Raw genomic sequence first — 25,764 nt, 5'->3', positions numbered from 1 at the left:
GCCGCCGGCGCCAGTTCGGAACCGGAGGTGCGGTCGCAAAGGAAGCGACTTTGGCAATCCTTTCTAGAATTGTCAGTGTATTCCGTCGGGTGGATCATTGCAAATTCAATAGATCAGCCGCCAAATACCGAGTGCTGGGCAAGCCTCAGAAACCATGCCGGAAACAGGCCAATTCCTATGGTGCCGGCGGCGGTAAAGGCAAGCGTGGCGCGCAACAAGGGAGACAGTGCGGGGGAAAACGCCCTTTTGGGTTCGCGCATGTAGATCAGCATGGCGATGCGGATATAGAAATAGGCCGCCACAACACTGAGCAGTACTGCGCTCACCGCCAGTATGACGAACCCTTGCTCGACCAGCGCGACAAGCACGTAGAACTTGGCAAAGAATCCGGCCGTCGGTGGAATGCCCGCCAGTGAGAACAGATAGAGTAGCATCAAAAGCGCCAGACCGGGATGCGACTTGGAAAGACCGGCATAGTCATCGATAGTCTCGCCCGAGAAATCGCCGTTGCGCATCATGATGATAGTGCCGAAAATGCCGAGATTCATGAACGAGTAGATCAGCAGGTAGAGCATCACGCTGGCGATCCCATCTGCGCCGCCGGCGACCACGCCGAATAGGGCGAAGCCGGCATGGGCAATGCTGGAATAGGCGAGCAGGCGCTTGAAATTATCCTGCACCAGCGCTGAGAAACTGCCGAGCGCCATCGTCGCGACCGCGATGACAGCGACGATGATCCAGGCATTTGAGGCTGCGACCAGCGGGTTGAGAAACACACGCAGGATCACCGCAAAACCCGCCGCTTTTGGTCCGACAGACATGAAGGCGGTGATGGTTGTCGGCGCCCCTTCATAGGCGTCCGGCAACCACATGTGGAACGGAACCGCGCCGACCTTGAAGACCAGCCCCGCAACAATGAAGACGACAGCAAGCAACAATCCGGGATCGGGCCGGGCACCGGTCACAGCCGCAGCGACCCCATCCAGTTGCGTCGTGCCGGTCAGCCCGTAGACCAGCGAGACGCCATAAAGGAAAATCCCGGTCGAGGCCGAGCCAAGGATCACATATTTCAGCGCTGCTTCGTTCGACCGCCGCTCTTTGCGCAGGAAGCCGGTCAGAACATAGGTGCAAAGCGCCATCAGTTCGAGGCCAACATAGATCGACAGGAGATCGATCGCCGAGGCCATGATCATCATTCCTGAAAGCGCAAGGAGCAACAGGACATGATACTCGCTGTTCGCGATGCCTTCGATCTCCGCATATTTTCTGGAAAGGAGGAGTGTCAGAACGGTGGCCAGATAAAAGACCATCTTGAAAAAGACCGAAAAACGGTCGGCGATGAACATGCCCGTGTAAGCGGGGCGCACCTCGCCGGCGAGCATGATCGTCAGGACAGCGGCTGTCAGTACCACCGTGACGGATGCCGAAAGAAGGAATTGCTCCTGCCCTTTCCGGACAAGCTGTCCGAGGATGAGGAGGATGCAGGCCCCTGTGACGACCACGATTTCGGGCAGGCTTGCTACAATCGACTGCAAGAGCGCGGCAGCAGTCATTGGACACTCCCCTCACCGTGCACATATAGCATGAGCTGCTTCACCGAAGCGTCGATGATGCCGAGAAAGGGCTTTGGATAAAAGCCGACCCAGAGCACGAAGAGCGCCAGCGGCAGGATCGCCGCCATCTCGCGGGCGTTGACATCGCGTATCTTGACCTTCGCACCGACGTTTGCCGGACCAAGCGCAACTTTCCCATACATGCCGAGCAGGTAGGCCGCGCCCAGCAAGGCGCCAAAGACGGCGGCCGCACCGACGACAAGGTTGGCCGCAAAGCCACCTGACAGCACGAGCAGTTCGCCCACGAATGAATTAGTTCCCGGGAGCGCCATAGACGACAGCGTGAACAGCAGGAAAAACGCGGTATAGACAGGCGCTGCCTTCATCAACCCCCCATAATCCGCGATGCTGCGCGTATGTGTCCGCTCGTAGATCAGGCCGACGAACAGGAACAGCGCGCCCGTCGTTACGCCGTGATTGAACATCTGGAGGATGGCGCCCTCTAGCCCGCGCAGGTTCAGCGTAAAGATCCCCAGTGTCACGAAGCCCATGTGACTGATGCTTGAATAGGCGACCAGTTTCTTGAGATCATCCTGCGCCAGCGCAAGCAGCCCGCCGTAGACGATCGCAAGGGCCGAAAGCGCCAGCATCAGCGTGGAATAATACGCCGACGCTTCCGGTAGCATCGGCAGAGAGAACCTGAGGAAACCGTAGGCACCCATCTTCAGGAGCACGCCGGCAAGGATGATGCTGCCTGCCGTCGGGGCCTGGACATGGGCGTCCGGCAACCAGGTGTGGAGCGGAACCATGGGTACCTTGACTGCAAAGGCGACCAGGAAGGCGAAGAACAGCCACGACTGGATCCGGAACGGCAAATCCTGCGCTGTCAGCGCGAGGATGTCGAAGGTCTCGCCGCCATTGAAATAGAGCACGATGACGCCGATCAGGAAGAGGACGCTGCCGGCCAAGGTGTAGAGGAAGAACTTGAATGCCGCATAGACCCGGCCCTCGCCACCCCAGACGCCGATGATGAGGTACATCGGGATCAGCATCGCTTCCCAAAAGACATAGAACAGGAACAGGTCAAGCGCGCAGAACACTCCGAGCATCAGCGCCTGCATGGCTAGCAGGCTGACCATGAACGCTTTCACCCTCCGGTCAATCGCGACCCATGAGGCGATCACGCAGATCGCGCCAAGGAGCGCGCTCAGGAATACGAAAAGCGCGCTGATCCCGTCCACGCCCAGCGCATAGCTGATCCCAAGCGCGGGCACCCAGAGGTGTCTTTCGGTGAACTGCATCGCGTGCGTCGTGGTGTCAAAACTCGCAAGCATGATGATGCAGAGGACGAGGTCGAGGATGGCGATGCCCAGTGCTGTCCATCTGATGGCATCTTCACTGCGCAGAAGCGTCAGCACCCCTGCCCCGATGGCGGGCGTGAATACGATGAGGCTGAGCAGCGGCAACCCCATGGACGCCCCCTACCGCCACGCCACGGCGAGAATGACGGTGGCTGCGATCACACCGACAATCATCGCCAGTGCGTAATGGGTCACGACGCCCGTCTGGAGCCGCCGCAGCGCCCCGCCACCGCGCAGGATCGAGTGGGCGACGCCGTTCACGACGCCGTCCACGGCGACGACATCGATCCGCAGTCCTGCCCGTGCCGCGCGATTGAGAAGAGGCAGCGCTGCTGTCTCCGACGCGTTGCTCACCGCCTGCTCGTAGCGCGCGAGCGGCTTTTCGGCGAACCACATGAATGCCCGCGCGCCCTTGCGATAGAACCAGTCGGTGTCGAGGCTGATCGTATTCTCGGGGTCGAGCGCCCTGAGGAACAGTATAAAACCCAGGGCGGTAAACATCAGTATGCCGAGGCTCTCGGTGACATGGGAGCCCGTATAGGGTTCGAAGTCGACCGGATATGGCAGGAGCGCATAGAGCGGCTGCGGAAAAACCCCGATCGCGATGCAGAGCACCGCCGCCATGGCCATCGCGACCAGCATGTTTGCTGGCGGTTCCCGCGCCTGAAGCTTCCGGTCCGTACCGAAAAACATGTAATAGGGAAGCTTGAGCCCGGTGTGCAGGAAAGTGCCGGAGGACGCCATGGTCAGGGCCAGCACCACGAGCGCCCGATGATCCTTGCCCGCAGCGGCAATCACCATCGACTTGGTCACGAAGCCCGAGAAGAATGGAAATGCCGAGATCGCGAAAGCACCGATCATGTAGAGTGCAACGGTTACCGGCATGCTCTTGTAGAGCCCGCCGAGTTCGGTCAGCTTGCGCCTGCCCGTAACATAGATCACCGCCCCGGCGCCCATGAACAGTAGGGACTTGTAGAGGATGTGCGCGAAGGCATGACTTGTGGCCCCGTTAACCGCCATCTCGGTTCCGATCCCGATGCCGGCTACCATGTAGCCCACTTGACTGACGATGTGATAGGCCAGCAGGCGCCGGCAGTCGTTTTCCAGGACCGCATAGACGACGCCGTAAAGCGCCATCGCGGTGCCAAGCCAGACAAGAAGCTCGGTTCCTGGAAAGGCACGGGCGAGCACATAGACCGCGGTCTTCGTGGTAAAGGCGCTCATGAACACCGCTCCCGTCACGGTCGCCTCGGGATAGGCGTCTGTCAGCCAGGCGTTGAGCGGCGGTACGGCAGCGTTGAGCAGAAACCCTGCAAGGATCAGGTAAGTCCCGGTGCTCATTTCCCCGATCGGTCCGAAGAGGAGCGATCCTGTTGAATGTCCATGGAGAATGATACCGCCAAGCAGGACGACGCCCCCCGTGACATGGACCATGAGGTACCGGAAACCGGCGCCGATGGCTCGCTGACCGCCCTGTGCGAAGACCAGATAGGCCGAAGCAAACGCCATGATTTCCCAGAACAGGTAGAGGGTCAGGTAGTCGCCGGCAAACACCACGCCAAGCGAGCTTCCGACGTAGACGAACGCCGCGACGTGCTGGCCGGGGTGAGACAGGTGCAGGGCGTAGACCGTTCCGATCAGAGCCATGATCGCAAAAACGGTGGCGAAGACGATGCTGAGCTTGTCGACCCTGGCAATCAGGATGTCCTGCCCCAGGAACTGCGTCGCCCCATAGCTGCCCGGCTGCATTGTGACTACTGCAAGCAGGCCCAGCAGCGGGACCAGCACCAGATAGATCCTGCGGATCGGATCCTTAAGGAAAGGGATCGGGGCGGCACCAAGAACGAACAGCAGGGCGGGATGGGCGAAGTCAATCATAATAGTCCTCGCGCCGCATGAGCCCACCCTGATGGCCGAGGAACTTGGAAACGAAGATCAGCAGTACACAGGATACGAATCCGTAGACGGCCGACCAGCCCGGCAGGCGGTCCCAGAGGTATTCTGCGTGTTCGCGCGGGACCAGAAAGTCCGCGATGACGATCAGAACAAGCGCAATGTAGAACAGCCGGCGTCGCTGGCTGGCATATCTCTCCTCGCCAAAGAAATCGATCACGCGCTTGATCATTTGACAACTCCTTCCGCCAGAGCGAGGAAATAGTTGGGAAAGACGCCCATCGAGACAGACAGGATCGCGGTTGCGACCAACGGGATCGTCATCATCGGAATTTCCCGGACCGTTTCCGGGCTCCCCTCCGCCTCCGTCCTGAAGAAGGCGAGATAGGTCACTGGCAGGAAATAGGCGGCGTTCAGAACCGAACTCACCAAAAGCACGATCAGGAAGGCAACATCCCCCGCCTGCATAGAGCCCAGCGTCAGATACCATTTGCTGACGAAACCCGCGGTCGGGGGCACCCCGATCATGCTCAGCGACCCGACGAAGAACGCTCCCATCGTCCAGGGCAGCTGGCGGCCGATCCCGGCCATGTCGCTGATGTTGCGCTTCCCCGACGCGCAATAGATCGACCCGGCGCAGAAAAACAGGGTGATCTTGGAGAAGGCGTGCGCCGCAATGTGGATGATGCCGCCGACCATGGCGACCGGCGACAGCAGAACCGCGCCGAGCACGATATAGGAGAGCTGGCTGACCGTCGAATAGGCGAGCCTCGCCTTCAGGTCGTCCCGCGTGAGCGCGTAGACAGACGCCATCAGGATCGTGAACGAGACCAGATACGCCGTGGCGATGCCGAGATGCAGACTGCCCATCAGCCCGGTGCCGAAGACGTGAAAAACCACCCGCAATACGCAAAAGACGCCCATCTTGACGACGGCCACGGCATGCAGGAGCGCGCTGACCGGTGTCGGCGCTACCATTGCGGCTGGCAGCCAGGCGTGCATCGGCATAACCGCAGCCTTGGCGAAGCCGAAGAGATAGCAGAAGTAGACCACCGTCAGCAGCGCTGCAGTAGCATTAACCCCCGCCAGCAGACCACCCGCCACAAAGTCGAGCGATCCCGCAATCGAGTAGGTCAGCGCCAGAGCGGCCAGAAGTGCGCTCTTCGAGGCGCCCATCAGATAGACGAGGTATTTGCGGCTGCCCGTCCATGCCGCTTCGTCCTCGTGGTGATAGACGAGCGGGTAGGTAACGAGGCTGAGCACCTCGTAGAAGATCACCAGTGTGAACAGATTGGCCGCGAAGGCGCCGCCGGCGGCGGCCGCAAGGCTGCTGGCGAAGCAGGCGAAGAACCGGGTCTGCGCGTGCTCCTTCAAATGTCGCATGTAGCCGATGGAATAGATCGCCGCCGCGATCCATAACAGCGATGAGACGGTGGCAAACACCATGCCGAGCGCGTCGACCCGGAAGGCAAAGTCAATCCCCGGCAGGATCTCGAACAGGCGCAAGTCGATTGTCCCGCCGGAAAGCACTGTTGGCGCCATCGAGGCGACAATCGTAAACATGGCGACCGCCGCGATCGGCGAGACGGCGTCGCGGAATTTCTCGCGGTTGTTCAAAAGGAGAATCGCAAGGGCCGCCAGACCTGGTATGGCGATGGCAAGCAGCGGCCGGATCGATGTCACCGGGTCCAAACCGCTATCCTTTCATCATCGTCACATCGTCGACCTTGAGAGTGGATTTGTTCCTCACAAAGGCGACCAGGATGCCAAGGGCGACTGCAACTTCCGCCGCGGTGATCGCGATGACGAAAATCGCGAAAACCTGGCCGCGGAAATCGCCATGCTGGCGCCCAAATGCGATGAAGTTGATGTTGACCGAGTTGAGCAGCAGCTCCAGCGACATCAGCACGACCAGGATGTTGCGTCTCAGCAAGACGCCGGCCGCCCCAATCACGAAGACGACCACTCCGAGCAGGATGAACCAGGAGAGCGGAACCATTATCGCTCGTCCTTTCTCGCCAGCACGATCGCCCCGACCAGGGCGGCCAGCAGGATGACGGAGGCTGTTTCAAACGGCAGCAGGTAGTCGGCGAAAAGTGCTGTGCTAAGTTGCCTGACCGTGTCGTCGCTTGATATTGCGGGGGGCAACGCAACCGAAAAGCGGCTGCTCCAGAGCACCAACGCAAGCATCTCGATCCCAAGCAGGACCAGCAGCACAAGAGCGGGCAGGTTGGGGCCCGGCAAGAACCGCTGCAACACGGCTTCGCGTACATCGATCATCATGATCACGAACAGGAAGAGGACCATGATCGCGCCGACATAGACGAATATCTGGATGACGGCGGGCAACGGTGCGTCAAGCAGGATGAATATTGCCGAGATCTGCAGGAAGCAGGCCATCAACGCCAATGCGCTATGAACGGGATTGCGCGCCACGACCACAATGAGGGCCGCAATCACGCACACCGTCGCGAACAGAAGAAAAAACCCCTGACCCATCGACGCGACCCTCCCACGCAAACTGTCACCCAGCGCGAGATGGCCGGATTTGAGATAGTTGCGCACCTCAGGTGCATTTATAAATTGTGCCCTAGTCTCGGATCTTTCACAAGATTATTGTCATGGTGGCAGAAAACCCGGGCCCAACCCGCGTAGGGCGAACAATGCTCAAGAGAACCACTGGCCGGGGAGCCACCGGTTCCGTCACCGGCGCGCTCTGCGTCGCTGCGACGCGCCAGAAAACTTTGTCTTGCCGCTGGCTCAAAACCGAAGCACATCATCGGAGCTGGTCAATCGCGGGGTGAGGTTCACGCAACCCATATCTGAGGCTTGACGAACGCGATATTGGTTGCACCTCAGCGAGCCTCTGGAAGGCACTCGATGTGCTACAGATCCTGCTTCATCACGCCGTGATCTGGGTGGGCGTTTGCACCGCCCGACAGCAGCGTCGCGATCCACTTTCCAGATGGCGTGCCTGCGCAATAGACGATGAAGGCGATCAGAATAGGCACGCCGATGAAGGCACCGGAGATGCCCCACATGAAGCTCCAGAAGAAGACTGCGAAAATGACGGCGAACGGAGATATTGCCAGCGACGCACCGGTAAGACGCGGCTCCAGATAGCTCCCGATGATGAACTGGATCACGTTCAGACTTGCGAAAATCAAGACCACGGATTGCCATTTCTCGAATTGGGCAATGGCAAACAGCGTTGGGAGCGCGGTTGCGACAAACGGTCCGAGGAAGGGGATGTAGTTGAGCGCGAATGCGATCGCGCCCCAAGCGGTCGCAAGTTCAAGCCCCGCACCCAGCGCAAACAGCCAGACCACCAGTCCGGTCAGGATACTGGCAAACGTCCGCACGGTCATGAAGCGACGCAGCTTGGCACCAATCACGCGATTGGCAGTCAGGATACGCATTCCGTGAGGTTGCGCTGCGGGAGAGACAAGGCGTTTGTTAAGGTCCTCGACCTCGAGGAGGCCGAGCATGACGAAGATGAAGACCAGCAGCGCAAAGCCGGCGAAGCTGTTCAAGCGGCCGGCCATTCCCTGCACGAAACCAACGAGCCAGGCAACATCGAAACGGTCGGCCAAGGGACCAGCGACCGCAAGGCCCCGCTCCTCCAGCCAATTTGTCCAGTCGACATAGACCGCCTGGAAACGGTCAGCATTGACGAACAGCCATTGCGCGAGCTTGCCAAACCCCCACGCTACCGCAGACCCGATCGCGATGATAACGGTCATTGTGACGATCAGCGTTATCAGGAGGGCGACGAGCTTGGGAAGCCAGCGCTGCAGGGCGGCCTGGCATGGCCAGACCAGGGCTATTACAAAGAGCGAAAAGATCAGGGGCGCAAAGATCGATTGGGCGACATAAAGCAAAGCGAGCACCAAAATACCGGTTGCTATCGAACCGATCATGCGACCACCGCCCGCTTCCTGCATGCTCGCCCCTTGAATAGTGATAGAGTTTCCGGATGCCGGCCGATGATAGCGGAGCTCGACGGCAAATTGAATACTTCGCGCAGAACTGGAATTTATCTACCGCAACTGCTGCGGATAGCTTAGAACAATGACGTGCTTCGGCTCATGCATGTTGCCACAGGAGCGACCGGACCGCTTGTCTTTGTTGTTGACCCTTTTGATAAGCTTGGCAGAAGATTAGGTCGAGCCCGTGTCCTCAATCCGTTTGTCGGTCATTGTTGTCATCCTGTTGGCTCTCGTCGGTTGTGGCGGACCGCGTGCGGTCCTTGGCCTCCCCGTCGCATCATCATCAGGCGCAGAACCGCGAGCCATCGTTCCGATCTATGTCGCGACCAACCGCGCCCGATCCAATAATCTCTCCCTGCCATACTCGGCTGAGCGGTCGAAAACATTGAATTTTGCAGAAATCGACGTTGGGATTCCGCAAAACCATGTCGCCGGCCGCGTCGAGAAAAGTGGCAGGACCCCCGATCCGAGAAGACACTTTTCGGCAAGGACCTATCAGCCAATTGCCGGGCGAGAGGACTTCATCCGACGGCTGAATGCGGCGCTGGCGCAGAAGGCGCCCGAAAACCGTGAGATCTTCATCTTCGTCCACGGTTACAACAACAACTTCGCCGACAGCGTCTTTCGAAACGCCCAGATCAGCTACGACTTCGATGTCAAATCGGTCTCTTTGCATTACGCCTGGCCGTCAGGCGCGTCGATACCGCTCTACGTCTTTGATCGTGACAGCGCCCTTGTTGGCCGGCGTGGCCTTGCCGAAACAATCGAGATCGCAGCCGAAACCAATGCGAAGAGAATAATCCTGGTTGGTCATTCCATGGGCGCCTATGTCGTCACCGAGGCCCTGCGCGATCTCGCCCTCAGGGGGCGCACCAGTGCATTGAAGCGGCTGGGTGGCGTGGTTCTTGCTGCGCCCGATATCGATGTCGACGTGTTCCTGAGCCAGCTTGACGACATTGGGGACATACCGAGACCGTTTACAATCATTGTCTCGCGCCGTGATCGCGCGCTCGGGTTTTCCCGGCGATTGGCAGGCGGCCGTCCGCGCGTCGGCAGTGGCTCCGAGCTCGCCGTCCTTCAGGCGAGAGAGATCGCGGTCATCGATGCCTCTGCTGTTGATGGCGGCACACACAGCGTCTTTGCGAGTTCACCGACGCTGATGGACATGGTCAACAACGATACTTTGATGCGTGGTCTTATCAGAGATGACGAGCCCCCGGCCGGGCAGACAATGCTTGCCGACGGCGCATCGGTGATCGAAGGCGCTGCATCGCTGATCGTTTTTCTGCCAAGCCGCATTCTCGGCGGGATCACACAGGCAGCCGCCAGCCAATAGCCATCGTGCCGGATTGCCGGCGCGATACGCTTTGCCCCAGGTTCGCTTGCTTCAGTAACTGCAGGGCCGATCGTTGCCGAATCCGCCCCTGCACGCTGGCCGCAGCGCAAAGTCGGCATTGTGAGCGCCATACCCGACCGACCCCGTCGTTCTGGGAGCCTCCGAGCTCGTCGAACACGCCGTCGCGACGCCCGCGACGGCAAGCACTATTCCCAGGCACATCATTTTTCGAAGCGTTTTCATTGCATCCACCCCTACGTAGCCTGCCACCAGTTGTGACAGAAACTAGTTCGCGGCGGGATCGGGGAAACGGCACGTCAGATCAACACTTCGGCATCGAACGCTGCCAAGGCGTCTTTCTGCAGCCGCAAGGCCCCCCTTCACCAGTTTGGCACGGCGTATGCATGACCCTTGCCGGGGTTCCTTTGTCAGGAGGGAAAAATGACGGCTTTGGTTAGCGATATCGTCAGCGCCACTGGTCAGCTTGAAGCAGCGATTCTCGATGCGACCACTGCAGATCCGGACATTCTGGTCTGCTCCAAGTCCTTGAGAGAGAAAGCAAAATTTCTCCCGCAGGTTTTGGTGGAGCACTACCCGGAACTCTTCTGGATCGAGAGCGAGCTGCGCGGCGTATTCGAGGCCTGCTCTGATGCTGTTGATCGCAAATCGGTCAATCCGTTGGTCGCAAAAGCGGCAATCTCGATCGCGGAGGAATACCGGCAGGTTATCGATGAGGTGAGGCGAAACAACTGACGGCTCACGAGAGCCGGCATCAGTTCGGATTGCCTATCACAATCGCGTCCAGATAAGCGAGACGCAGATCACCTTCATCGTGCAGCCGCGCATACGCACGGTGTCGCCGCTCAGGGTCAGTACGCCAGTGAATGTCTTCTTGCTCTCGGGCTCGACGATGCTGCCGGTGAAATTGCCGTTGCTGCCTTTGAATGATCCTATGCGCCTTCCCGCATTATTGCCGGTTTTCATGGTAATGCAGTAGCCTTGGGCGCATTCGTCGATGGTCGCGGTGGTGCCGACTTGTGTCTTCCAGTTACCCACAACAGGCTCTTGAGCCAGAGCGGTGAAGGCCACGAGCGCCATTGGCGCGGTGATCAGTGCCAGCCTTAGCATGGTTTGCTCCCCTTCTTTGGAAATCAGGGTGAGGCCGTGGGAGGCCTAAAGCGTTCCACTATACGCCCCGATGGCGCCCCGCTCCAGCGCTGCGTGCTCCCCATGCTGTCTCGGCAGGTCATGCGCCCGGGACTGGTGTTAGGCAGACCCGGGCGATTGTTGCTGTCGGCTCAGCCTTCCAGCCACCTCACCTGTTCCGGTGTGAGCTTGATGTCGAGCGCCGAGAGGCTGTCTTCCAGTTCGGCGATAGTGCGCGGCCCGATCAGGGGAATGACCGGGAAAGGCTGGGCGATCACATAGGCGAGCGCGATATGGATCGGGCTGCGGCCGAGCTTGGCTGCCAGCTCGATGGCCTTGTCCCGGCGGTCGAAATTGCGATCCGAATACCAGCAACGGACGATTTCTTCATCGTCGTGCTTGCCGCGGCCCGCACGGTCGGTAAAGAAGCCGCGGCCCTGGCTCGACCAGGCGAAGTTCGGGATCTGCTTTGCGTTCAGCCATTTCTTCCAGTCGTCGTCGGAGGCCGCCACGCATCCAGCCCAGATCGGATCAAGCATTTCGGCAAGCGAGAAGTTGTTGGATAGGGCAGCCGGCGCCGTCTTGCCGTTCTTGGCCGCATATGCTGCAGCTTCGTCCATGCGTTCCCGGGTCCAGTTCGACCCGCCGAAGATGCCGCGGATCCGACCGCGCCTGACTTCCGCGTCCATGGCATCGACAAACTCGCCGACCGGAATATCGGTGTTGTCGCGATGCATGAAGTAGATGTCGACGTAATCGGTCTTCAGTCGGTTCAATGACTGATCGAGCTGCTTGCCGATCACATCGGGATAGCAGAGTGGGGAATGAACGCCCTTCCCGATCAGCACGATCTCGTCGCGCGGAACTTTCCGGCTCGTATGCCAGTCACCAAAGATGGCCTCCGTCTTGCCGCCGCCATAGACGAAGGCCGTGTCGAAGACGTTGCCGCCTGCCTCGTAGAAGGCGTCGAGGGTCAGCGACGCGGCAGCGAAATTCGGGAAGAACTCGAAGCCGAGAGTGACGACCGAAGCAGGCTTGGAAATGCCGGGGATCTGCCGCTGCGGAATACTGCTGCCGCGCCGAACGACACCGCCTGCAAGGTTCGTGGTCCGCCTGTCTGACTTCTCGACCCCATATTCCAGGCCAATCGAGGCGCGCCATTGATCGAGAACGCGCAGGTTTCCGATGGAATCGCTCCAGCCCATGCCGGGTGCTCGGAATTCCTTTTCGCCGGCGCGGATTGCATCGCCGGCTGCGTCTACTTCAAAGGAATAGAGCCAGCGGTCTTCCTTGACCTCGACGGTCTGCTGCTCGCTGCCCTTGAAGATCTCGATCCGGCCGACGCCGCCCTTGTGACCGGAGGCAAACCAGAAGTCCTTGACCTCGATGCGACCCTCCGAACCGATGATGCGAAGCGTGTTGTCCTGTTGCGCCATGATGGAGCAGGACACTTCGGCGATAACGCCGTTCGGAAATTTCAGGACCGCGGAGGCCCATTCATCGACACCCGACTGACCGAGATGACCGACACCGGAGACCTTGTCCGGTTCGAGGAACGGTTTGCCCTCGGCAGCACCCGCAATCAACCGCGCCATGGAGACAGGATAGCCGCCAACGTCGAGGATGCCGCCACCTGCGGTATCATTGGAAAAGAGACGATGTTCGGGTTTGAACGAGCCCATGTTGAAACCAAAGCTCGAACGGATGATCCGTACAGTGCCAATGACGCCGCTCTTGACCAGTTCGACGATCTTGGCGGTCTGCGGGTGAACCCGATACATGAAGGCTTCCCCGGCGAAGACGCCAGCCTTTTTGGCTTCATGATAGATCGCATCGGCATCGAATGCGGAAAGCGCAATTGGCTTCTCGACGAGAACGTGCTTGCCTGCCCGGATCGCCTTGATCGCCCATTCAGCATGGCCGGTATGAGGGGTCGCGATATAGATCGCGTCGATCTCTGCATCCGTCAGAAGCGCGTCATAGCCTTTGACAATCCGGGCGCCTGGGAAGTTTTCGGCAAGCCCCGGCTTTTCCGGATTGCGGGTGGCGATGGCAACGAGCTTTCCGGTGCGCGAATGGGCGATACCGTCCGCGAAGGTGCGGGCGATCGTACCCGGGCCGATGATGCCCCAACGGATCGGTTGGTCTGTGCTCATGGGAATTCCTCTTTCATTGAATAGGTCTTGGGATGAGGTGGCAGTCACCGGAGGCGGTTGCCGGCGCTGTCGAACAGGAAGCTGCGGTTGGCGCTCAGACCGACAGTCAGCGTGTTGCGATTGCCGGCCGCCCGCGATTCGGGACGCTCGATGATCAGCTGTTCGCCTGCCGCCGTGGTCGCATAGATGTAACTGGTGTTGCCGAGGTGTTCAGCGACATCGATCGTAACGGTAAGATCCGCATCGCCCTGCCCCGCGTCGACGAAGTGCTCCGGGCGCAACCCAAGCGTTACCGACTGACCAGCCTCGAGCGGGCCTGTTACCGACATGGTCAGACGAACATTCTTGTCACCGGTGACCGCAACGGTGACGCCTGCAGCATTCCGTTCCAGGATTTCGGCCTTGAGGAAGTTCATTTTCGGCGAACCGACGAAACCGGCAACGAACTGGTTGGCGGGATCATCATAAAGGTCGAGCGGCGCGCCCACCTGCTCGATCTTGCCGGCCCGCAGGACGACGATCTTGTCGGCGAGCGTCATCGCTTCGGTCTGGTCGTGGGTAACGTAGATCATCGTCGTACCGAGCTGCTTGTGCAGTCGTGATATCTCGACACGCATCTGCACCCGCAGTTCGGCATCCAGGTTCGACAGCGGTTCATCGAACAGGAAGACCTGCGGTTCGCGCACGATGGCACGGCCGATGGCGACGCGCTGGCGCTGGCCGCCGGACAGTTGCTTCGGCCGTCGCTGCATCAACTCGTTGATCTGCAGGATGTTGGCCGCGTGCTTGACGCGCTTTTCCGTATCCTGCTTCGGGTTGCCGTTCATGCGCAGGCCGAAGCTCAGATTTTCCTCGACAGTCATGTGCGGGTAGAGCGCGTAGGATTGGAAGACCATGGCGATGCCGCGCTCGGCAGGTTCGACGTCATTGACGACCTTGCCGCCGATATTGATCTCGCCGCCCGTGATATCCTCAAGGCCCGCGATCATGCGAAGCAATGTCGACTTGCCGCAACCGGAAGGGCCGACGAAGACGACAAATTCGCCGTCCTTCACTTCAAGATTGGCGCCATGGATGATTTCCAGCGCGCCGAAGCGCTTGACGACATTTTTCAACGAAAGTTCCGACATCAGGCGTTCCCCGATTATTTGACTGCGCCGGCCGCGATGCCGGCGATGAAGTGGCGTTGCAGGAACACAAAGACGACCAGGATCGGGGCTGTCAGCATGATCGCACCCGCCATGATGCCTCCCCAGGACACCTTGGTCAGGCCGATCAGCGTTCCAAGGGCCACAGGCGCCGTCATCATTCCGGGCTTGGAGTTGATGAGGAGCGGCCAGAGGTAGTTGTTCCAGGAGTGCAGGAAGAGGATGATGGCCAGCGCGGCCATCGTCGGCCTTGCAAGTGGCAGGGCGATGCGAAGGAAGATTTGCCACTCCTTGACGCCCTCGACACGTGCGGCATCGAAGAGCTCGCCGGGCATCATCGAAAACGCCTGACGCATGAAAAGAACGCCGAGGGAATTGAAGAGCGGCGGGACGATCAGCGCGATCCACGTGTTCGCCAGCCTGAATTCGCGGGCCACCATGATGAACTGCGGGATGACGACGACGGCAAAGGGTAGCGTGATGGTCCCAAGAATGATGCCAATCACGATTGACCGCCCGACGAAGCGGTAGCGCGCCAGCGCCCAGCCGGCCATCGAAGTGAGAAGCACCGACAGGAACGTATAGATCGCCGCGACGCCGATGGAGATGAACATTGCGCGGAGGAAGTCGGTGTCCGCCTGCAGGTTTTTAAAGTTCTCGACGAAGTTGGTCGACGGCCAGAGAACAATCTCGGGGCTGAAGATGCCGAAATCCGACATCGTGGAGAAGACGAACATCATCCATAGCGGAAACAGCCAGATGAGGGCGAGCGGCGTCAGGACGGCATGAAGAGCGATCTGTCGCAGCAGCAGGGATTGAGACTTCGATCTCATTTGGGTTCCCTTCCGATCCAGAGGTTGAGCAGCGAAATCGCCACCGCCAGAGCTGCCATCGTGTAGGCGACAGCGGAGGCGTATCCGAAATTGAGAGAGCGGAAACCTTCACGATAAAGCAGCAGGCCAAGCGTTTCGGTTCCACCGCCCGGGCCGCCGCGGTTGGTGATCAAGAATGGCTCGGTAAAGAGCTGCATCGTGCCGATGACCGACAGGATGACGCAAAACAGGATGATCGGTTTCAGGAGCGGCAGGGTGATGTGGAAGAACTGCTGTGTCTTGCTGACGCGATCGAGCGTTGCTGCCTCGTAGACGTCGTCTGGAATGGATTGCAGGCCGGCAAGTATGATGATCGCGTTATAGCCTGCCCAGCGCCAGGTCACCGCGATGATGATCAAGGCCATGGCGGCGTTGGCATTGTCGAACCAGGAGACCGCCGGGAGGCCAACCAAGGTGATGATCTTGTTGATGATCCCGAAATCGAAGCTGAACATCAGGCGGAAGACTGCGGAATAGGCCACTTCGCCGACGACGACGGGTGCGAAAAACGCAAAGCGAAACAGGGGCCGCGCCTTTAGAAGCGGGGAGTTCAGCAGGACAGCCATGACGGTCGCAATCGTGATCATGACCGGCACCTGGATGACCAGGATGATCAGCGTGTTGTAGAGCGCGTTGTAAAAGGCAGGGTCACCAATGAGACGACCCCAGTTAACGCCGGGACTGAATTTCCAGGGGTTGACACGGGTATTCTGAAACGAGGTCAGAAACGAACTGATGATCGGCCATATCCAGAAGGTGGCAAATACCAAGAGATAGGGCGCAAGAAAAGCGTAGGCGTTCCGGTTCCGGATCGGCATTCTATTCTCCTCACAGACGAGACGAGCCATCCCTGAGGATGGAGGCCGGGCGCCAAGCGACGCCCGGCACCGTTACTCATTTCGCAAGGGGAAGACCGGTCGCCGTCGCGATCTGTTTTGCGGCGTCGTCAAGCGCGGCCTTCGCATCAGGATAGCCGCCGGCGAAGTACTTGGTCTGCGCTGCCCTGTAGATCGAGTCCGCATCCGTCTGGAACGGCGTCCCGCGGCTTGGAACGATCTTCGGCAGGGTCGAAAGGATATCGGCCCATACCTTCTGGTCGTGCCAGTAGGCCTGTGGTTCGTTGACGAACGGATCCTGGACTGCGGTCAACAGCGACGGGACGAGGCCGAAGGATTTCAGCATCGTCACCTGGCCCTCATTGGTGCCAAGTGCGTAGTTGATGTAGGTCCAGGCTGCTTCCTTGTTCTGGGAATTGGCAGCGATCGCAAGCGACGAGCCGCCGAGATTCGCAGCATGCGGTCCATCGGGCGTCAGGCTTGGCATCATGTAGACGCCCCACTTGCCGGAAAGGTCGGGCGAGCCGGAGCGAATGGTGCCTTCATACCAGCCGCCATACATCTGGCTTGCCACCTTGCCAGCGGTATTGGCCTGGATCTTCTCGTCCCAGATGGCTGCCGTCAGCGTTCCGGCGTCCTTCATCTGCTTGACTTTTTCGAGTGTCGCAACGCAGGCGGGCTGATTGATGGTAATCGTCTGGCCGTCCGTCGAGAAATAGCCGCAGCCCTGCTCGTTGGAAATCATCCGGAACCATTCGCTGTCGCCGTTGAAGTCGGCTTGCGCCATGACGACGCCCGGATTGGCCGCGGAGATCTTCTTGCCAGCCGCAATGAAATCGTCCCAGGACTTGATCGTCGACGGATCAACGCCGGCCTTTTCATAGAAATCACGGCGATAGAAAACGGCGACCGGACCGGAATCCCACGGCATGGCGTAAGCGACATCACCGACTTCAAGCTCCGTGCGCTTGAAATCCGGGAATTTCGCCTGGATTTCGGGAGTGTAGCCCAGCTCTTTCAGATTGGCGAAGCAGTCTGGGAAGCGGCTCCAGAAGATTTCCGCCTCGAAGTTTTCCACGCTGACGATGTCGGGCAGTCCTTCGCCACCGGCGGCGCAGGCGGCCAGCATCTTGTCGAAGACCTGCTGGTTGCCGAGATCCTCGACCGTGACCTTGATGTCAGGATGCTGCTTGTTGAAGCCTTCGAGCGTGGACTTCAGCGCCGATGCGGCGATGTTCCAGCTCCAGATGGTCAGATTGCCCGACTGCTGTGCGAAGGCAGAACCGGAAGCAAGAAGTGCGACTGCAGCGGTCGCACCGATGAGTTTGAAGCGCATTGAAAATCCTCCCTTTTCAATTGCCGTCCCTTAGCGAACGCGGCTAGACTATCTACAAGGGAGCCGCTGTCTCCTAAAAAGGGAACATGGACTTGGCGGAAAGTAAGATCGTAAGGCGGGCAGTCTATCAGCCGGGAGCGAGCAGCATCGAGGGTTTGCCGACCGCCCTTCAGATGTTTCACAACCATCCACCAGTGATGCTCATGCCTCATTGGCATGTGCAGGTCGAAGTGAATTATATCATGCAGGGTAGCGTGCACTACCGCATGAACGGCCAGAAAATCTCGATGAAGGCGGGCGATATGTGCCTGTTTTGGGGTGGGCAACCGCACCAGATGGACGATTGTTCCGAGGACGCAATCTATGCCGGCGGCCACCTGCCACTGGTCTATTTCTTCCGTATGCGCCTGCCGATCAACATCTCCAGCCGACTGATGAAGGGTGAGATCCTGTTCACCTCGGCAACTGATGCGGCCGACCTCGAGAACTTTCCGCGCTGGGTGCGCTATACCAAATCCGGCGATCCCGCCAAGGCTCAGCACGCCGTCGACGAGATGCTGTTGCGGGTGGAGCGAATCGCACTCGAACCCTATTCCATGATCCCGACCCTCGGGCCGACGGATGCCGACGATATCGAGCAATGCTACCCGCAATCGTCGCGAAGCGTGGCGCGTATGTGCGACTTCATCGCTGTCAACTTCCTGCAGGAAATCGATTCGGTCGATATCGCTCGCGCCGCCGATCTTCATCCGAAATATGCGATGAACCTGTTCAAGAAGACCACAGGCATGACGCTCAGCAAATATGTCAATCTGCTGCGTCTGTCACGGGCGCAGGCAATGCTGATGAACGATGAGGCGAATGTCTTGCAGGTCGCGATGGACAGCGGTTTCGGGTCGATCAGCGCCTTCAACAAGTCGTTCCGCCATATCGCCGGGATGTCGCCTTCCGATTTTCGTCGCGATGCGCGCATGGTCACGCAGTATGCGCCCTAGTCCATGGCCTCACAGATTTCGTGTCGTGGCAAACACATTGTAGACAAGCTCGGCGGAGGCCGACAGTTCACGTTCCTTGAGCTTGATGAGGCCGAAACCCGGAACGGAGATGTCTCCCTCGATCTGCAGCGCCTTGACGAGACCATGCCTCTCGAGGAGCGCGGCAACAGGCTCGGCGAAGATGCCAAGCCGCTGGCTCTGCAGGATCAACAGCATGGTCAGGAGCGCATCAGAGGTCGAAACGACGCTGGCCGGTACGATGCCATGGCGCCGGATGAAATCATCAATGACCTGCCTGAGGAACGAGCCATGCGGCTGCAGCACCCAGCTCTGGTGCCGGAGGTCGTCCTCGGTGACGACAGGTTTTGCCGAGAGCGGATGATCCACCGCCACGATGACGCGCAGCGTCTCCTGGCCAACAGGCAGATAATCAAACCAGAGTGGGTTCATGCCGCTCGGAATTCGGCAAACGGCAAAGTCGAGCCTCCTGCTCAGCACGTCCTCGAGCAGCACGTCGCTGCTTCCTACAGCGATGCTGATGTCGATTGTCGGATGGGTCTGGAAGATACGTTTGAGCGCGGGGGCGACATAGTCGGCGGCTGGCGTCATGATCGTTCCGAACGCGACGCTGCCGCCCTGCCCGGCTGCGGCGACCACCATTTCGTATTCGGCGCGCTGCGCCTCGGAGATCAACATCTTGGCGTGGCGAACGATTACCTCTCCTTGAGGGGTGGGGATAAGTCCACGGTTGTGTCTCTCGAAGAGCTGGTGTCCGGACATTTGCTCCAGCTCGTTCAATGTCCTCGACAGTGCCGGCTGCGAAACGCCGAACATTTCTGCAACGACACCGAGCTTTCCGTGCTCGCTGAGCGCCACGAGCATCTTCAGGTGGCGTAGCCTGAAACCATCCAATCCCATGCTTGCCTCACTTGATATAAGGAATTTGCATATCAAAATGCGAAAGACTGATTATACATTCCTGTATCGATCAGCTAAGTGCATGACAACAACGGCGTCAAAGCAAGGAAATTCATCGTGGTTGAGAAGACACCTTCCCCGAATCAGAACGCAATTCAAGAGCAGGACGGATCGCGCCAGCTTCGCTCGAAGGCCTGGTTCGACAATCTCGCAAACCCTGACATGACCGCGCTCTACCTCGAGCGCTACATGAACTTCGGTCTCAGCCAGGAAGAGCTGCAGTCGGGTCGCCCGATCATCGGTATCGCGCAGACGGGCTCTGACCTGTCGCCGTGCAATCGTCACCACATCGAACTCGCCAAGCGCGTTCGCGAAGGCATCCGTGACGCTGGCGGTATCGCCATCGAGTTCCCGGTCCACCCGATCCAGGAAACCGGTAAGCGCCCGACGGCGGGCCTCGACCGCAACCTTTCCTATCTCGGTCTCGTCGAGGTTCTCTACGGCTACCCGCTTGACGGCGTCGTTCTGACCATCGGCTGCGATAAGACGACGCCGGCCTGTCTAATGGCCGCGGCAACCGTCAACATTCCGGCGATCGCGCTGTCGGTCGGCCCGATGTTGAACGGCTGGTTCCGCGGCGAACGCACGGGCTCGGGTACGATTGTCTGGAAGGCACGCGAAATGATGGCGCGTGGCGAAATCGACTATCAGGGCTTCGTCAAGCTCGTCGCATCCTCCGCGCCCTCGACCGGATATTGCAACACGATGGGCACGGCAACCACGATGAACTCGCTTGCCGAAGCACTCGGCATGCAGTTGCCGGGCGGCGCCGCCATTCCGGCCCCCTATCGTGACCGTCAGGAAGTTTCCTATGAAACCGGCCTGCGAATCGTTGAAATGGTTCGGGAAGATCTGAAGCCTTCCGACATCCTGACCAAGGAAGCCTTCATCAACGCGATCAAGGTCAACTCCGCGATCGGCGGCTCCACCAATGCTCCGATCCATCTCAACGCACTTGCCCGCCACATCGGCGTCGAGCTCACGGTCGACGATTGGCAGACCTACGGCGAGGAAATCCCGCTGCTCGTCAACCTGCAGCCGGCTGGCGAATATCTCGGCGAGGACTACTATCACGCCGGTGGCGTTCCCGCTGTCATGGGCGAACTGATCAAGCATAACCTCCTCAACACCGGCGCAATGACCGTCAACGGCAAGACTGTTGGCGAGAATTACACCACGGCGACGATCGAAGACGACAAGGTGATTCGCCCGTTCGAGCGTCCGCTTAAGGAGCGCGCCGGCTTCCGCGTCCTGCGCGGCAACCTCTTCTCGTCGGCAATCATGAAGACGAGCGTGATCTCGCCCGAGTTCCGTCAGCGTTATCTCTCCAACCCGAATGATCCGGAAGCCTTTGTTGGCCGCGCTGTCGTCTTTGACGGACCGGAAGATTACCATCACCGCATCGACGATCCGTCACTGGCGATCGACGCTTCGACGGTCCTCTTCATGCGCGGCGCCGGCCCGATCGGCTATCCGGGTGCGGCCGAAGTCGTCAACATGCGCGCTCCGGACTACCTCCTGAAGCAGGGGATCAGTTCCCTGCCCTGCATCGGCGATGGTCGCCAGTCCGGAACGTCCGGATCGCCCTCCATCCTCAACGCTTCGCCAGAAGCGGCAGCAGGCGGTGGGCTTGCTCTCCTCAAGACCGGCGACCAGGTTCGTATCGATCTCAAGAAGGGTAGCGCCAACATCCTCATCAGCGACGAGGAGCTCGCCGAACGCCGCAAGGCGCTCGAGGCGGCCGGGGGCTACGTCTATCCGGAGAGCCAGACGCCCTGGCAGGAAATGCAGCGTGCCTGTGTTGGTCAGATGGAAACCGGTGCCGTGCTCGAGCCTGCCGTCAAGTATCAGCGTATCGCTCAGACGAAGGGCATTCCGCGCGACAACCACTAAGTCGTTGGCGCGCGGGCGAGAGCGCGTGGCGCCGAAGACAGTCTGATCGAGTACAATGGGCGCGACGCTGTCTCCGGCATCGCGTCCATTTGTGTTTCCGGTCGAGAATCCTTGGTTTTGACCTTGTCGTCAGGCACCGATTGTGATCGATTTTCGCGGCCGCTGGGTTGGAGGGCGGCCGGTTCGTTTTTCATTTTGAGCGCGTCCATCGCTCGCGTGACGGAACATGACGATGTCTTATACTCTTCTGGACTCTGCTGCCGCCGGTGGCTTGTTTGTAGGTCGTGCCTGGAACCCTGGTGTCCAAGGGCCGAGCGTCGTGGCGGTTCGGGATGGCCAAGTGGTCGATATCACCTCCAAGGCCGTGCCGACGCTGAGCGCACTTCTGGAGCAGGCCGACGCCGCAGCAGTTGCCCGTAGTGCACAAGGCCCTGTGCTCGGCACGCTGGAGGAGATCGCTGCCTCGGGCATCGGCACGCCCGACCTGTCGCGCGTCCATCTGCTTGCTCCGGCTGACCTTCAAGCTATCAAGGCCTGCGGCGTGACGTTTGCCCAGTCGATGATCGAGCGGGTCATCGAGGAGAAGGCCGCCGGAAACCCGGATCGTGCAGCAGCCATCCGGGAGCGCGTCAGCACGCTCATCGGCGGTAGCCTCAACAACCTGAAGGCCGGGTCGCCGGAAGCTGCCAAGGTCAAGCAGGCGTTGATCGAGGAAGGCATGTGGTCACAATATCTCGAGGTCGGCATCGGGCCCGACGCCGAGGTGTTCACGAAGTCGCCGGTGCTTTCTTCCGTCGGCTGGGGGGCCGATGTTGGCCTGCATCCGATCTCGACCTGGAACAATCCCGAACCCGAGATCGTGCTTGCCGTGAATAGTCGCGGGGACATCAAGGGTGCAACGCTTGGCAACGACGTCAATCTGCGCGACGTCGAGGGCCGCTCGGCGCTCCTGCTCGGCAAGGCGAAGGATAACAATGCTTCCTGCTCGATCGGCCCGTTCATCCGGCTGTTCGACGAGACCTTTGGCTTCGATGACGTGCGCAGCGCAGAGCTCGACCTCAAGGTTACCGGGACTGACGGTTTCGTCCTGCACGGCAAGAGCTCGATGTCGAAGATCAGCCGCGACCCGACTGACCTCGTCAAGCAGACCTGCGGCGCCCATCATCAGTATCCGGACGGCTTCATGCTGTTTCTGGGAACGCTGTTTGCCCCGACGCAGGATCGCGATGCGCCGAATCAGGGCTTCACCCACAAGGTTGGCGACGTCGTCGAAATCTCTTCGGCGGGTCTCGGCTCGCTCGTCAACACGGTGAGGCTTTCGACCGAGTGCCCGCCCTGGAGCTTCGGGATTACGGCCCTGATGGCAAGCCTTGCAAGGCGCGATCTGCTGTAGGTTTTGAAGACGCGGTGCGGGCAGGCGCCGCTGAAATCTTGCGCCGGACGGGCGGGCTACCTGTTCCGGCGGAACTGATCACATATATGCTTCTAAAACAGGGTCGAAGCGTTGAGGATGCCATGAAGAAGAGAGCTCTTGTACTGGTTGGAGCATTCCTTCTTGCTGCATGCACGGCTGCAAAGGATTTTTCATCGCCCGGCCTCGAGCCGATTCCCGGCAGTGTCACCTATGGCGGCCAGCCACGCACCAAGCTGACGAAATCCCCGCCCGGATCGACGTTCCCCCACAACTTCATAGATCAGTGGGGTCAACAGGTCGATGAAACCTACATGATACAGCCCGACAGGTCTTTGAAGATCGTCCACAGGGAGTTCCGGCCAATTCGCTTCCACCGGTGAGCAATGTTGACACGGGGCCTTAGCGAAGGCCGTAGCCTGGCGATACTTGTGAGCGAGCCCTGGCCGCATGTTCGGACTGGAGTCACATTCTTGTCAGATGATATTACCCAAGTAGGAAGAACTACCAATTGAATTTGGCCCATGCCTAATACACATTTATGGGAGTGCTATACCGGAGATCGAGCGATGATCGCCACGCCGGCCCGGTCATGGAAACGCGTATGATGAATGCAAAGACACCAAATGCCATCGATACCTATGTCGGTTCTCGCGTGAGGATGCGCAGGCAACTCCTAGGTCTCAGTCAGGAAAGGCTTGCCGACCAGATCGGTGTTACGTTCCAGCAGGTGCAGAAATACGAGAAGGGTCTGAACCGGATCGGTGCCAGCCGGCTGCAACGGATTGCCGAGGTCCTGAGTACGTCGCCGAGTTTCTTCTTCCAACAGAATGAATCCGAGCCAGTGAGCCTGGTTGAGACGAATGTCGCGGCTGACCCCGTTGCCGAATTCCTGCATTCGAAGGAGGGGCTCGCACTTAACCGCGCGTTCCTGAAGATCACCGATGCGCAGCTGCGCGAAAAAATCGTCGCCTTAGTCAAGGCCATGGCGCAGGCGCAGGAAGGGCGTGACGTATCAGGTGAGCGAGGAAAACACGGCGAAACCTTCGCCTGAGCAATCAGGCTCATGTGATGTAGGGCCGGCCGGCAAGATGCAATTCCGCCTGTCATCCCGTGCGTTGTTCGGGCGGTCGGGCAACTTATGCTCGCTCTTCCCAAACCCTTGCAAGCTCAACCAGAGTGGCGACGGCCCTTTCCATGTCCTGCCTGCTGATCCATTCGCGTGGTGAGTGGAAGGCGTGTCCGCCTGCAAATATGTTCGGACATGGCAGCCCCATGAAGGAGAGACGCGAACCGTCAGTTCCGCCTCGAATACTGCCGCGGACCGGCGACATTCCGGCGCGGCGGATCGCTTCGATGGCGTTTTCCACGATCTGCGGGTGGCGATCGAGAACCACCTTCATGTTGCGATACTGCTGCTTGACGGCGAACGTGTAAGACGAGCCCGGATAGTCCTTCATCACCTCCCGCACGATCGCTTCCAGACGCTTCTCCTTGTCGGCGAGGCCGCTTTCTTCGAAGTCCCGGACAATGAGGCTGATAGCCGCCTTTTCCATCGATCCGCTCAGACCGGTCGGATGGATGAAGCCTTCCCGTCCGTCGGTCGTTTCCGGTGCGATATTCCTGGGCAACCGATCTATGATCGCACCGGCGATCTTGATGGCGTTCTCCATCCTTCCCTTGGCAAAGCCTGGATGGATGGCGACGCCTTCGATGGCAATTTCCACACCGTCGGCCGAGAACGTTTCGTCTTCTATGTGTCCGGCTGTCTCCCCATCCATCGTATAGGCAAACTGCGCACCAAGCTTGGTCAGGTCGACCTTGTCAACGCCGCGACCGATCTCCTCATCGGGCGTGAAAAGCAGCTTGATCGTTCCGTGCCTGATGTCGGGATTGTCCATCAGGATTTGCGCCGCCGTCATGATTTCGGCGATGCCGGCCTTGTCGTCGGCACCGAGCAGCGTCGTCCCGTCGGTTGTAACGATATCGTTGCCGATCTGGTCATTGAGCGCCGGATTCTCAGTAACGCGAATGACCTGCTTCTGGTCGCCGGAGAGCTTGATATCGCCACCGCCATAGTTGTGCAGGACTTTTGGCCTCACATTCGTTCCCGTGAAATCTGGTGCCGTGTCCATGTGCGAGCAGAAGCAAATGACCGGGACTGTCTTGTCGGTATTCGATGGAATGGTCGCATAGACATAGCCATGCTGGTCGAGGTGAGCATCGGACACGCCAATCCCCAGCAACTCGTCCACGAGCAATCGACCCAGGTCCTTCTGCTTGGCTGTCGACGGCTGTGTTGGTGATCCCGCATCCGATTGAGTGTCAATAACGACGTAGCGGAGGAAACGATCGAGGACAGTGTCGGTCATGGCGGCTCCGGTTTGTGTTTGGCGACGCACGGGTATAGCCTTCCAGGAGAGGTCTTGAATAGTGGTCTTCGACGCCCATGTTCGACCGCACGTTGGCGAAACCGGGGGTCCTGCCGTCCAGCGAATGCCAGTGTCAGACCTAAGTCCGATGGAACCTTGAGACGTCCGACTTAGTTCCTAAGCCGTAACGCAAAAATCAATTATGGTTGGAGTGGAAGATGAGAAAAATTATCCTGATTGGTGCATTTATGGGCGCGTTGGCCTCGTGCACCGCGACCGAGAAGGGAACGGCGATCGGCGCCGGTTCGGGAGCCATCATCGGCGGTGCAGTCAGCAATAGCTGGGAAGGTGCGGCCATTGGTGCCGTGGCCGGCGGCGTGGCGGGTGCCCTGATTGGACGCTCTACCGAACATCGCGGCTACTGTGTCTATCGTGACCGGTATGGCCGCAGGTATGAGGCGCGCTGCTAGGCGCATGCCCGATGACCGC

General features: G+C 59.4%; 24 protein-coding genes. 8 read left to right on the top strand and 16 right to left on the bottom strand.

The window, feature by feature from the left end:
* Window positions 1-113: 113 nt before the first annotated feature.
* The 8 genes from IB244_RS00670 to IB244_RS00635 form a co-directional block, all read right to left on the bottom strand.
* Complete coding sequence (locus IB244_RS00670; RefSeq protein ID WP_192302781.1) at window positions 114-1,553, bottom strand: NADH-quinone oxidoreductase subunit N; 1,440 nt, start codon at window positions 1,551-1,553, stop codon at window positions 114-116.
* Window positions 1,550-3,025: an NADH-quinone oxidoreductase subunit M gene (locus IB244_RS00665; RefSeq protein ID WP_192302779.1), complete on the bottom strand. Its 1,476-nt coding sequence runs from the start codon at window positions 3,023-3,025 to the stop codon at window positions 1,550-1,552. The genes IB244_RS00670 and IB244_RS00665 overlap by 4 nt, the downstream gene beginning before the upstream one ends.
* A gap of 9 nt (window positions 3,026-3,034) precedes the next feature.
* Window positions 3,035-4,792, bottom strand: a complete 1,758-nt coding sequence (locus IB244_RS00660; RefSeq protein WP_192302778.1) for a Na(+)/H(+) antiporter subunit D — start codon at window positions 4,790-4,792, stop codon at window positions 3,035-3,037.
* A complete protein-coding gene (locus IB244_RS00655) occupies window positions 4,785-5,039 on the bottom strand; it encodes a hypothetical protein (protein WP_169679914.1) in 255 nt (84 codons plus the stop codon). The genes IB244_RS00660 and IB244_RS00655 overlap by 8 nt, the downstream gene beginning before the upstream one ends.
* Window positions 5,036-6,499 (bottom strand): monovalent cation/H+ antiporter subunit D family protein, encoded by a 1,464-nt coding sequence (locus tag IB244_RS00650; protein WP_192302776.1) that lies wholly within the window; start codon window positions 6,497-6,499, stop codon window positions 5,036-5,038. Before IB244_RS00650 ends, IB244_RS00655 begins: the two co-directional genes overlap by 4 nt.
* A gap of 4 nt (window positions 6,500-6,503) precedes the next feature.
* Window positions 6,504-6,806: an NADH-quinone oxidoreductase subunit NuoK gene (gene nuoK, locus IB244_RS00645; protein WP_018855546.1), complete on the bottom strand. Its 303-nt coding sequence runs from the start codon at window positions 6,804-6,806 to the stop codon at window positions 6,504-6,506.
* Window positions 6,806-7,306 carry an NADH-quinone oxidoreductase subunit J gene (locus tag IB244_RS00640; RefSeq protein ID WP_192240127.1) on the bottom strand — a complete coding sequence of 167 codons (501 nt, stop codon included), beginning with the start codon at window positions 7,304-7,306 and terminating at the stop codon, window positions 6,806-6,808. Before IB244_RS00640 ends, nuoK begins: the two co-directional genes overlap by 1 nt.
* A gap of 386 nt (window positions 7,307-7,692) precedes the next feature.
* Window positions 7,693-8,751 (bottom strand): AI-2E family transporter, encoded by a 1,059-nt coding sequence (locus IB244_RS00635; RefSeq protein ID WP_169679920.1) that lies wholly within the window; start codon window positions 8,749-8,751, stop codon window positions 7,693-7,695.
* Between the two features lie 229 nt (window positions 8,752-8,980).
* Here IB244_RS00635 and IB244_RS00630 point away from each other — a divergent pair, with 229 nt between their 5' ends.
* Both IB244_RS00630 and IB244_RS00625 read left to right on the top strand, forming a co-directional pair.
* A complete protein-coding gene (locus IB244_RS00630) occupies window positions 8,981-10,132 on the top strand; it encodes an alpha/beta fold hydrolase (RefSeq protein WP_312867190.1) in 1,152 nt (383 codons plus the stop codon).
* Window positions 10,133-10,573: 441 nt separating this feature from the next.
* A complete protein-coding gene (locus IB244_RS00625; protein WP_169679922.1) occupies window positions 10,574-10,885 on the top strand; it encodes a hypothetical protein in 312 nt (103 codons plus the stop codon).
* A 36-nt stretch (window positions 10,886-10,921) separates the two neighbouring features.
* On the opposite strand, the gene IB244_RS00620 is transcribed toward IB244_RS00625, so the two are convergent.
* From IB244_RS00620 to IB244_RS00595, 6 genes are all read right to left on the bottom strand, one after another.
* Window positions 10,922-11,260, bottom strand: a complete 339-nt coding sequence (locus IB244_RS00620) for a DUF2147 domain-containing protein (protein WP_192240125.1) — start codon at window positions 11,258-11,260, stop codon at window positions 10,922-10,924.
* 170 nt (window positions 11,261-11,430) lie between these two features.
* A complete protein-coding gene (locus IB244_RS00615; protein ID WP_192302774.1) occupies window positions 11,431-13,434 on the bottom strand; it encodes an aldo/keto reductase in 2,004 nt (667 codons plus the stop codon).
* Window positions 13,435-13,478: 44 nt separating this feature from the next.
* Complete coding sequence (locus tag IB244_RS00610; RefSeq protein ID WP_192302772.1) at window positions 13,479-14,564, bottom strand: ABC transporter ATP-binding protein; 1,086 nt, start codon at window positions 14,562-14,564, stop codon at window positions 13,479-13,481.
* A gap of 14 nt (window positions 14,565-14,578) precedes the next feature.
* Window positions 14,579-15,415 (bottom strand): carbohydrate ABC transporter permease, encoded by an 837-nt coding sequence (locus IB244_RS00605; protein ID WP_025658414.1) that lies wholly within the window; start codon window positions 15,413-15,415, stop codon window positions 14,579-14,581.
* Window positions 15,412-16,272 carry a carbohydrate ABC transporter permease gene (locus IB244_RS00600; protein WP_025658413.1) on the bottom strand — a complete coding sequence of 287 codons (861 nt, stop codon included), beginning with the start codon at window positions 16,270-16,272 and terminating at the stop codon, window positions 15,412-15,414. Before IB244_RS00600 ends, IB244_RS00605 begins: the two co-directional genes overlap by 4 nt.
* Before the next feature lie 76 nt (window positions 16,273-16,348).
* Entirely contained in the window at window positions 16,349-17,626 is a 1,278-nt protein-coding gene (locus IB244_RS00595; RefSeq protein WP_018855536.1) for an ABC transporter substrate-binding protein, read from the bottom strand.
* A gap of 86 nt (window positions 17,627-17,712) precedes the next feature.
* On the opposite strand from IB244_RS00595, the gene IB244_RS00590 reads away from it, so the two are divergent.
* Window positions 17,713-18,621, top strand: coding sequence for a helix-turn-helix domain-containing protein (locus IB244_RS00590; protein WP_018855535.1), 909 nt, complete (start codon window positions 17,713-17,715; stop codon window positions 18,619-18,621).
* A gap of 9 nt (window positions 18,622-18,630) precedes the next feature.
* On the opposite strand, the gene IB244_RS00585 is transcribed toward IB244_RS00590, so the two are convergent.
* Complete coding sequence (locus tag IB244_RS00585) at window positions 18,631-19,539, bottom strand: LysR family transcriptional regulator (RefSeq protein ID WP_025658411.1); 909 nt, start codon at window positions 19,537-19,539, stop codon at window positions 18,631-18,633.
* A gap of 117 nt (window positions 19,540-19,656) precedes the next feature.
* On the opposite strand from IB244_RS00585, the gene IB244_RS00580 reads away from it, so the two are divergent.
* The 4 genes from IB244_RS00580 to IB244_RS00565 all read left to right on the top strand — a co-directional run bounded on the left by IB244_RS00580 (window position 19,657) and on the right by IB244_RS00565 (window position 23,957).
* Window positions 19,657-21,492: an IlvD/Edd family dehydratase gene (locus IB244_RS00580; protein WP_192302770.1), complete on the top strand. Its 1,836-nt coding sequence runs from the start codon at window positions 19,657-19,659 to the stop codon at window positions 21,490-21,492.
* A gap of 232 nt (window positions 21,493-21,724) precedes the next feature.
* The gene (locus IB244_RS00575; RefSeq protein ID WP_192302768.1) at window positions 21,725-22,885 is read left to right on the top strand and encodes a fumarylacetoacetate hydrolase family protein; all 1,161 of its coding nucleotides are present in this window, start codon (window positions 21,725-21,727) and stop codon (window positions 22,883-22,885) included.
* Window positions 22,886-23,007: 122 nt separating this feature from the next.
* The gene (locus IB244_RS00570; RefSeq protein ID WP_192240122.1) at window positions 23,008-23,286 is read left to right on the top strand and encodes a hypothetical protein; all 279 of its coding nucleotides are present in this window, start codon (window positions 23,008-23,010) and stop codon (window positions 23,284-23,286) included.
* 224 nt (window positions 23,287-23,510) lie between these two features.
* Window positions 23,511-23,957, top strand: a complete 447-nt coding sequence (locus IB244_RS00565; protein WP_192303115.1) for a helix-turn-helix domain-containing protein — start codon at window positions 23,511-23,513, stop codon at window positions 23,955-23,957.
* 85 nt (window positions 23,958-24,042) lie between these two features.
* Here the strand turns inward: IB244_RS00565 and pepT are convergent, their stop codons facing one another.
* Window positions 24,043-25,275 (bottom strand): peptidase T, encoded by a 1,233-nt coding sequence (gene pepT, locus IB244_RS00560; RefSeq protein ID WP_192302765.1) that lies wholly within the window; start codon window positions 25,273-25,275, stop codon window positions 24,043-24,045.
* Window positions 25,276-25,493: 218 nt separating this feature from the next.
* On the opposite strand from pepT, the gene IB244_RS00555 reads away from it, so the two are divergent.
* Window positions 25,494-25,745 carry a YMGG-like glycine zipper-containing protein gene (locus IB244_RS00555; RefSeq protein WP_169679932.1) on the top strand — a complete coding sequence of 84 codons (252 nt, stop codon included), beginning with the start codon at window positions 25,494-25,496 and terminating at the stop codon, window positions 25,743-25,745.
* The last annotated feature ends 19 nt before the right edge of the window (window positions 25,746-25,764 follow it).

Origin of the sequence: Rhizobium sp. RHZ02, from assembly GCF_014851575.1 — a bacterium.
In the GTDB taxonomy this organism is placed as follows: domain Bacteria; phylum Pseudomonadota; class Alphaproteobacteria; order Rhizobiales; family Rhizobiaceae; genus Rhizobium; species Rhizobium altiplani.
Note: the sequence above shows the minus strand (reverse complement) of the source record. Positions and strands in the feature narration are given on the sequence as shown.